General features: G+C 62.9%; 8 protein-coding genes. 4 read left to right on the forward strand and 4 right to left on the reverse strand.

Translation table 11 applies throughout. From position 1 onward, the window contains the following. Positions 1-244: LysR substrate-binding domain-containing protein (locus tag L9Z73_RS19160; RefSeq protein WP_247404091.1), on the forward strand; the 244-nt coding region annotated here is incomplete at its 5' end. Positions 245-251: 7 nt separating this feature from the next. Here L9Z73_RS19160 and L9Z73_RS19165 read toward each other — a convergent pair. Next, positions 252-1,151, reverse strand: a complete 900-nt coding sequence (locus L9Z73_RS19165) for a LysR family transcriptional regulator (protein WP_247404094.1) — start codon at positions 1,149-1,151, stop codon at positions 252-254. Positions 1,152-1,294: 143 nt separating this feature from the next. Here L9Z73_RS19165 and salA point away from each other — a divergent pair, with 143 nt between their 5' ends. The 3 genes from salA to L9Z73_RS19180 all read left to right on the forward strand — a co-directional run bounded on the left by salA (position 1,295) and on the right by L9Z73_RS19180 (position 5,269). Further along, the gene (gene salA, locus L9Z73_RS19170; protein ID WP_247404097.1) at positions 1,295-2,578 is read left to right on the forward strand and encodes a salicylate 1-monooxygenase; all 1,284 of its coding nucleotides are present in this window, start codon (positions 1,295-1,297) and stop codon (positions 2,576-2,578) included. A 62-nt stretch (positions 2,579-2,640) separates the two neighbouring features. Beyond that, on the forward strand, positions 2,641-3,789 hold the full coding sequence (locus tag L9Z73_RS19175; protein ID WP_247404100.1) for an NAD(P)-dependent alcohol dehydrogenase: 1,149 nt from the start codon (positions 2,641-2,643) through the stop codon (positions 3,787-3,789). 28 nt (positions 3,790-3,817) lie between these two features. Then, positions 3,818-5,269 (forward strand): aldehyde dehydrogenase, encoded by a 1,452-nt coding sequence (locus tag L9Z73_RS19180; RefSeq protein WP_247404103.1) that lies wholly within the window; start codon positions 3,818-3,820, stop codon positions 5,267-5,269. 75 nt (positions 5,270-5,344) lie between these two features. On the opposite strand, the gene L9Z73_RS19185 is transcribed toward L9Z73_RS19180, so the two are convergent. From L9Z73_RS19185 to L9Z73_RS19195, 3 genes are all read right to left on the reverse strand, one after another. After that, the gene (locus L9Z73_RS19185; protein WP_247404106.1) at positions 5,345-6,865 is read right to left on the reverse strand and encodes an MFS transporter; all 1,521 of its coding nucleotides are present in this window, start codon (positions 6,863-6,865) and stop codon (positions 5,345-5,347) included. A gap of 12 nt (positions 6,866-6,877) precedes the next feature. Further along, complete coding sequence (locus L9Z73_RS19190; protein WP_247404108.1) at positions 6,878-8,059, reverse strand: efflux RND transporter periplasmic adaptor subunit; 1,182 nt, start codon at positions 8,057-8,059, stop codon at positions 6,878-6,880. Beyond that, positions 8,056-9,209 (reverse strand): efflux transporter outer membrane subunit (locus L9Z73_RS19195; RefSeq protein WP_247404112.1); only part of this gene is annotated, 1,154 nt, incomplete at its 5' end. The genes L9Z73_RS19195 and L9Z73_RS19190, both read right to left, overlap by 4 nt.

The following is a 9,209-nucleotide window of genomic DNA, read 5'->3' on the forward strand; positions in this document are numbered from 1 at the left end:
CACCCATCAGATCGGCGATGGCGAGGCCATGATCCTCGCCGCCGTGGCCGGCGCCGGCCTGTGCCAGATGCCGCGCAGCCTGTTCCAGGACGACATTGACGCGGGCCGGCTGGTGGAAGTGCTGCAAGCGTATGAGCCCGAACCGGTCGATGTGCATGCCGTGTGGCCGAAGGTGTCCCATCTGCGGCCGAAGGTGCGGTATGTGGTCGATGAGCTGGTCAGGCTGTGCGCGCATTGGCAGTGAGTGGCGCTTAATCGCTGAACAGTTCGAACATCAGTTGGCGGAACCATTTGTTGGCCGGGTCGCGATTGTATTTACCGTGCCAGAACAGGTTGATGGCGATTTCGGGCAACGGCAGGGGCAGCGGCAGGCTCGTCAGGCCGAAGGGCTCCACACAGCTGGTGGCGAAGCGCTCGGGTACCGTGGCGATCAGGTCAGTGTTCTGCAGGATATGGCCGACCGCGACAAAGTGCGGCACTTCGAGCCGAATCTCGCGTTGCAAGCCCGCGCGTTGCATATGCGTGTCGATTTCGCCGTGCCCGGTGCTCGCGGCCAAGATCCTGACATGCCCGAATGCGCAAAAGCGTTCCCGGGTCATCGGCTGTTGAGTCAGCGGGTGGTCCTTGCGACACAGACACACGTAGCGATGGTGAAACAGGCGTCGTTGGTAGAAGCCTGCCTGCAGGTCCGGCAGTAAGCCGACGGCCAGGTCCACTTCACCATTGGCCAGGTTCTCGGACAGATCCGCGGTGCTTCGCAGGGTGGTCACCGAGATGCCGGGGGCCTGTTCAAGCAGCGCTTGGATCAAGCGCGACATAAAGTAAATTTCCCCGATATCGGTCATTGCCACCACGAAGCGCTTCTGGCTGGTCGCCGGGTCGAATTCGTCCTGCCGGTTGATCGCACCATGCAGCAGGCTGATCGCCTGGGAGATCGGCTCCGCCAGTTGCGCGGCATAGGGTGTGGGCTGCATGCCCTTTGGCGTGCGCACGAACAACTCGTCGTTGAAGGTGGTGCGCAAACGCTTGAGCGCATTGCTGGCTGCGGGTTGAGTCAGCCCCAGGCTCTCGGCCGCCACCGACACGCTTCGGTCCACCAGCAACTGGTTAAAAATCACCAGCAGATTCAGATCAAGCTCGCGCAGGTTCATCTCGGTTTATCGCTCCGTGGCCTTACCAATGGCTATGTGTATTCAGGCTGGTGATAGCTTGTATGGGTATGAGGGCATTTATCAATAGTTTGTGAATAGTCATGATCGATCTATTCCAAAAAAAACACTAAAAAGGTTTTCCCATGACTCGCCCTCATTCTGTCTTGCAAGTGGGCATCGTCGGCGGCGGTATCGCCGGCGTAGCTTTGGCTCTTGATCTCTGCCGTCACCCGCACCTGCAGGTGACATTGTTTGAAGCGGCCTGCGCCTTCGGTGAGGTCGGTGCCGGTGTGTCGTTCGGTGCGAACGCCGTGCGCGCCATCGAGGGACTGGGAATCGGCAAGCCCTACGAGCGGATTGCCGACCGCACTTTGCAACCCTGGCAAGACATCTGGTTTGAATGGCGCCGTGGCGTCGATGCCGGTTATCTCGGTGCCAGCCTCGCCCCGGGTGTCGGACAGTCCTCCGTACACCGCGCGGATTTCCTCGACGCCCTGGCCCAGCAATTACCCGAAGGTGTCGCCCGCTTCGACAAGCGCGCAGTCGGCGCCGAGGAGACGGGTGACCGCGTCAGCGTTCGGTTCACCGATGGCACGGACTACGAGTGCGACCTGTTGATCGCGGCAGACGGCATCAAGTCTTCGCTACGCGACTATGTTCTCCAGGGGCTGGGCCAGCCTGCGGTCGCCCCTCGTTTCAGCGGTACCTGCGCCTATCGCGGCATGATCGACAGTGAGCAACTGCGCGCCGCCTATCGCTCGGCTGGCGTGGACGAACACCTGATCAACGTGCCGCAAATGTACTTGGGCCTCGATGCCCACATCCTTACGTTTCCGGTCAAGCAGGGCCGCTTGATCAACGTGGTGGCGTTTCTTTCCGATCGCAGCGAGCCTAACCCGGTATGGCCGCCCGGCACGCCCTGGGTCAAAAGTACCAGCCAGGCGCAAATGCTGGATGCGTTCGCGCAGTGGGACGATGCGGTGCGCGTGCTGCTTGGGTGCATTCCCGAACCGACGTTGTGGGCCCTTCACGAACTGGACGAGTTGGCCGGCTATACCCATGGCCGCGTTGCGCTGATCGGTGACGCGGCCCACGCCATGCTTCCCCACCAGGGCGCCGGCGCCGGGCAAGGGCTTGAAGACGCTTGGCTGCTCGCGCGGCTGCTGGGTGATCCACGTGTGCTGGAAGGTCACGCCCAGCGCGTGCTGCAGGTGTACGACGCCATCCGCCGGCCGCGTGCCTGCCGTGTGCAGCGAACCTCCCGCGAGGCGGGCGAGCTCTATGAGTTTCGCGACGTTCAGGTCGAGGACCGCGAGCCCCTTTTGTCGAGCACCCTGGCCAGCCGTTTCGACTGGTTGTGGCACCACGACCTGCAATCGGACCTGACAGCGGCTCGCGCACAGCTGGGCTGGGCCGCGTGTGAATAACCCGATCAACGTACCCGGCGCCCCGTGCCGCTGGGATGACTTCGCCCCAAGAGGATAAACCGATGCCCCAAAGCACCCTCCAACCCATCGAAGTGACCGTCGCGGTGCTGCGCGAAAGCGGCAGCAAACTCCTGTTCGAACAGGCGCAACTGGCGGTTCCTCGCCCGGACGAAGTGCGCGTGCGTGTGGTCGCTACCGGTGTCTGTCACACCGATATGGTCGTGCGTGACCAGCTGTTTCCAACACCGTTGCCCATCGTGTTGGGCCATGAAGGCGCGGGCGTTGTCGAGGCGGTGGGGGCGGCGGTGACCACCATCGCTCCTGGCGATCACGTGGTCATGACCTACATGTCCTGCGGGTTGTGCCTGCCCTGCGAGACCGGACATCCCGCGCACTGCTCGCACATGCACCCGCTGAATTTCGGCGGCGCCCGCCAGGACGGCAGCACATCGACCTGTAGTTGTGGCACCGGTGCACCGATACATGACCACTTTTTCGGCCAGTCGTCCTTTTCGACCTATGCCATCGCCAATGAGCGCAACGTGGTGAAAGTGTCCAAAGCGGCCCCGCTGGAATTGCTCGGCCCGCTGGGTTGCGGCATTCAGACCGGCGCAGGCTCGGTGCTCAAAGCGCTGAAGGTTGAGGCGGGCGCCAGTTTCGCCGCGTTCGGCGCCGGTGCCGTGGGCCTGGCGGCGGTGATGGCTGCCAAGGTTGCCGGAGCGACCACCATTATTGCGGTCGACGTGACCCCGAGCCGTCTGAGCCTGGCGCTGGAAGTTGGCGCCACTCATGTCATCAACAGCCGCGAAGAAGACCCGGTGGCGCGCATTCGCGAGATCACCGGCGGCGGGGTCAACTACAGCCTCGAATGCTCGGGACGCGCCCCAGTGCTGCGCCAGGCCATCGACGCCCTCACCACGCTGGGCACCTGCGGGATCGTCGGGGCGACCCGGATGGGCACCGAAGTAGCGTTCAACGTCAACGACGTAATGATCCCCGGCAAGCGAATCATGGGCATCGTCCAGGGCGACGTGGTCGCCAACGCGTTCATTCCCACCCTGGTCGACCTGCACCTGCAAGGCCGTTTCCCGTTCGATAAGTTGTGCCGCTTCTACACGTTCGACCAAGTCAACGAAGCGATGGCCGACAGCGAAAGCGGCATCACCATCAAACCGATATTGCGCATGCCGGCGACGGCCGACGTGGCGTGATTTTTCAAGCCCATCAAAGGAACCCAAGATGAATGTTCAGCTCGTCATCGACAACATCCCACAAGCGGCTTCGGACGGTAAGACCTACCAGCGTATCGATCCGGTCAGCGGTAAGGTTGTCACCACTGGCGCTGCCTGTAGCGTGGAAGACGCACGCCGCGTTGCAGCCTCTTCGCAGCAAGCGTTCAAGACCTGGTCGAAGGTCGGCCCGACCGAGCGCCGCCGCCTGCTGCTGGCCGCCGCCGATGCACTGGAAAGCAAGATGGAGCAGTTTTGCGCGGTGATGGCCGAAGAAATCGGTGCGTCGCGCCTGTGGGCGCAGTTCAACGTGCAGGGTTCAGCCAACCTGCTGCGAGAGGCAGCATCACTCACCACGCAAATCAAAGGCGAGACCCTGGCCACCGACAAGCCCGGCACGCTCTCTGTCACCTTGCGTCAGCCCGTTGGCACGGTGCTGAGCATTGCGCCCTGGAACGGTCCCGTCCTGCTCGGCACGCGGTCTGTCGCTTACCCGTTGGCCTGCGGCAATACCGTGATTTTCAAGGGTTCGGAGAACAGCCCGCGCACCCACGAGCTGCTGGCCCAGGCCTTCTATGACGCTGGCTTCCCGGCCGGTGTGGTGAACTTCATCATCTCAGCGCCCGAAGATGCCGGTGCGGTGACCGAAGTGCTGATCGCCCACGATACGGTGCGCCGGGTGAATTTCACCGGTTCGACCAACGTCGGCCGGATGATTGCCCAGACCTGTGCGAAATACCTCAAACGCTCGCTCTTGGAGCTCGGCGGCAAGGCGCCGTTTATCGTGCTGGCAGATGCCGACCTCGACGGCGCCGTCAACGCCGCGATCTTCGGTGCGTTTCTGTACCAGGGGCAAATCTGCATGTCCACCGAACGCTTCGTGGTCGATGAGGCGGTGGCTGATGAGTTCGTGGCCAAATTCGCGCAACGCATCCGCGGCCTTGAGCATGGTAATCCGGTGACCAACCCGGCCAGCGTAGTGGGCCCGATGATTTCCCAGGGCTCGGTGAAGCGCATCAACCAGATGCTCGATGATGCTGTCGCCAAAGGTGCCGAGATTATGGCGGGTGGGCGGGCGCAAGACGCGCAAATGGTGCCTACCCTGGTGGATCGCGTGTCGTCGGCGATGGAAATCTACGATGAAGAAACCTTCGGCCCGGTCACGACCGTGGTTCGTGTGAACGGCGCCGAGCACGCGCTGCACGTGGCCAACGACACGGCATTCGGCCTGTCATCGGCGATTTTCAGTCGCAATGTCAGCCTGGCCCTGGACCTGGCCAGCCGCCTCGATGCCGGTTGCGTGCATATCAACGGTGCCACCGTGCAAAACGAGCCGCAGGCCCCCTATGGCGGCATGAAGAACAGCGGCTATGGCCGCTTCGACGGCAGCGCGGTGATTGAGGAGTTCACCGAAGTGAAATGGGTCACGGTCGAGCCTTCCGACCAGCCTTATCCGTTCTGATCCCAAGGCAGTGAGACCGGCTCTGCAGAGCCGGTTTTTATCGTGAACGTCCCGCCCAAGCCCCTCCGACAACCTTCACTTAAAAGTCTTCTGCGCCATCGAAACCCCCAACGCCACCCCGGCCACCACGATAACCACCCAGAAATACTCCATGCTGGCCACCAGGGTTGCCTGTTGGTGCAGGTCCTGGGCCAGCGTCGCGACGGCGATCTGGTTGGCCGGGCCTGCGCCGACGGCGGGGCTGAGGGCCAGGGTCAGGCGTTGTGCGCTGTCTTGGTACAGCGGATCGCCTGGGTTGAAATGCCCGTTGAGGTTGTTGTACTGCAGCGTGGTGCGCCATTGCAGGAACAAGGTGGCGAGGGTCGTGCCGATGGCCATCGCGATTTGCCCGAGCATGCTTTTGATCTGGTAAGCGTGGGCGAACAAGGTGTCGTGATGGGTCACGTCGCGGAAGGTCTGCATCGCGGCAGTGGCGAGGACCAGCATCACAAAGCAGCCGTTGAGCACCAGCGCGGGCAAGATATTGGTCCACATGTTGGCGTCGAGGGTCAGGGAGGACAGCAACAGGCCGAAGCTGATCAGCGCGGCAAAGCCGACCACGAAGAACTTCTTGGGCGCCGGGTACTTGGGGATGACCAGAGCCATCGCGAACCAGGTCAACAAGGCGCCGGCAAGGCCGAACGCCTGGAACGTGCCGATGGTGTCCCAAGAATAGCCAAGCCCGCTCTGCAGGAAGTACGGCAGGATGTAGTTGTTGCTGCCCAGCACGATATAGGTGAAGCAAAACAAACCCACGCCGAGGATATAGCGTGACTGCATCAAGTCCTTGACCTTGAGGAAGGGCTCGTCTTTCGCGTGTTCGGCATGGAAGAAAATGTACACGCCCAATGCCGCCAGCAGCGCGAAGGCCAGGAGGATGATCGACTCGTTGTAGAAGTCGTAGTAGGAGCGCTGCAGCACATACAACAGAAAGAAGGTGCTCACGGACAACAGCAGGATATTCGCCGGGCTGGACGGTGAGCGTTCGTCTTCGTGAATCGGCTCACTGGGCAAGAACCGTATGCACAGCCCGCCTGCGGCCACCGCGCCGGCGATCAGCAGCCAGAAGATCGCGTGCCAGGTGTCTTCGACCACCGCCAACGAGGACAGAAACGGCGCTGCCGCCGTGCCGCTGGCCAGGCCGGTGGCAAACACTTTGACCCCCACGAATCGCCCGGGCCCCGGTGGCAGCAGGTTCACCATCAGGCGCGCGGAGGTCATAAAGGAGGCACCCCCCAGCGCCATGACGACCCGGCCGACGGTGAAGCTGGTCAGGTCACCACTGATCCCGCACACAACGGCGCCCAGCACGTAAATGCTGATCGAACCGAGCATGAAGTTGCGCCAGCCGAGCCGTTCCACCAACCAGCGCTGCTTGGAGATCACCACCACGGCGATACACGCATACAGCGCCGCGACCAGGGTGAACTCCTCGGGGCTGGCGTCGATTTCGCCCCGGATCGGTGCCGACGCAAACGCGATCATACCGGCCTGCAGGTATTCCAGCGCGCAGAGCAGCCCTACGGTCATCAACAAGGCAGCGTTTTTCCGGTACATGCAGGGACCCCGTCAAGGCTTGAGCGACTGAGCGACCTGGCCGCGGTCTTCGTTGGCGCTGATGACCTGTTCGACCATCGCATTGGCGTCCTTGAGCTCGTTTTCGAACACATCGGTGCTGTAGGCGGGTTGGGCCGGCGAGGTGGTGTTGAGCACCTGGCCACGGGTGTCGGTGGTGTCCACGGACACGCGCATGGAGAGCCCCAGGCGCAGCGGGTGAGCGGCAATTTCATCGGCGCGCAGCGCAATGCGCACCGGCACGCGCTGGGTGACTTTGATCCAGTTGCCGGTGGCGTTTTGCGCGGGCATCAATGAAAACGCACTGCCGGTACCGGCATCCAGGCCGACGATCGTGCCGTGGAACACCACCTTGCGTCCGTAGGCGTCGGCGCGCAGCACGGCAGGTTGGCCGATGCGCAGATCTTCGATCTGCGACTCCTTGAAGTTGGCGTTCACCCACACTTGATCGATCGGTACCACCGACATCAAAGCCACGCCGGGGTTGATGCGCTGACCCACTTGCACGCTGCGCTTGGTGATCAGGCCGCTGACCGGCGAGTAGATCTGCGTGCGGTGCAGTGCAATGTACGCATCGCGCAAGTTGGCGGCTGCCACCAGCACATCGGGGTGGGTGCGCAGTGTGGTGTTGTCGACCATCGCCAGGCGCACGGCCAGCGCATGTTGTGTGCCGTCGAGGCCAGCGAGGGCGTTTTTGAGGACTTCCTCGGCATGGCTGATTTCTTCACGGGACACCGCGCCGCTGGCGGCCAGTTGGCTGCGGCGGCGCACATCGTCCTGGGCTTTGCGCACGTCGTTTTGCCGTTGGCTGACTTGCGCCTGCAGTTGCTGAACCTGGTAATACTGGGTGCGCGCCTGGCGCACGGCGCGGGCCAGGTTGGATTGGGCGCGCTGGTACTGGATCTCGGCATCCACGGGATTGAGCGTGACCAGCAGCGCATGGGCGTCGATATGGTCGGTGTTGTCGCCGCCGATGACGGTCACGGTGCCGCTGACCTGGGCGGTGACCTGAACGATGTTGCCATCCACGTAGGCGTCGTCGGTGGACTGGTTGCCCAGCCCGAGCAGGTACCCGCCGCCGAGGGCGGCCAGGAGTAGCACGATCCCCAGGATCAGCAGCCGCTGCGGGCGATAGGACGGTTTGACAGGCGTGGGGGCGGACGTCGGGGTGGTCATGAGTGATCTGCTACGGTTGAGAGGGCAGGGACGGAGGCGCGGAACTCGGGGCGGTAGCCGCCGCCCAGCGCCCGGCTCAAATTGGCTTGCAGCGACAGGGCGCGAGACGCCAAGGTGACCAGTTGGCGCTTCTGGGCCAGGGTCGCGTTCTCGGTCGCCAACACTTGCAAGTAAGTGGCCAGGCCTGCGCGATAGCGCAGGTTGACCAGGTCGGCGGCCGCCTGGGCGGTGTCGACCGCTTCCTGTTGCTGAGCCAGGCGTTCTTTCAACCAGCGCAGCGATGACAGTTGATCGGCGATATCGCGCAGCGCATCGACGACGGTCTGGTTGTAGTTTTCCACGGCCAGGTCATACGCCGCGTCCTGTGCATCCAGATTGCCGCGCAAGCGGCCACCTTCGAAGATGGGCAGGCTGATCGCCGGTGCAAACCCCAGGATTCGACTGCTGTGATCGTTGAACGTATCGAACGCCAGGCTTTGCAAACCGACAAACGCCGTGAGGTTCACGTTCGGATAAAAGCGCGCTTTCGCCACGTCGATCTCATGCCCGCAGGCCTCGACCCGCCAGCGTTGGGCAACCACGTCGGGGCGATGGCCCACCAGTTCGGCGGCAATGTGGCTGGGCAGCACCACGCTGTTGCCGGCTTGCAGGTGAGGGCGCGCAATCGAGCGCCCACGGTCCGGCCCCTGGCCCAGTAATGAGGCGAGCTTGTTTTGGTGCAGCTCGATCATTTCCTTGAGCGCTGCAATGCTGGCCCGGCTGGCGGGCAGCGAGGCCTGGGATTGCTTGATATCGATCTGGGTGCCCAACTCCGCGGCAAAACGTTGCTGCGTGAGTTGTTCGATCTGCACTTGCTGGTCCAGCAGCGCTTGGGCGACGTCCAACTGCGCGTAGGTATCGTTCAGGTCGATATAGGTTTGCACCACGGCCGCCGAGACCATCAGCGCGGCTGCTCGGCTGTCGACTTCCAGGGCATGGCGGCGTCCCACGGCGGCCTCGACGGCTGCGCGATTTTTGCCCCAGAAATCCAGTTCATAGCCGATGTTCAGGGTCGCCTGGTCGACATTTTGCCAAGTGCCTTTGACCGGGGCGGGCGTCGTGCCGTTAGCACTGAATCGCTCGCGGGTGCTGCTGGCGGCAGCGTCCACCC

The organism is Pseudomonas emilianonis, assembly GCF_023072625.1.
Classification (GTDB): domain Bacteria; phylum Pseudomonadota; class Gammaproteobacteria; order Pseudomonadales; family Pseudomonadaceae; genus Aquipseudomonas; species Aquipseudomonas paraveronii.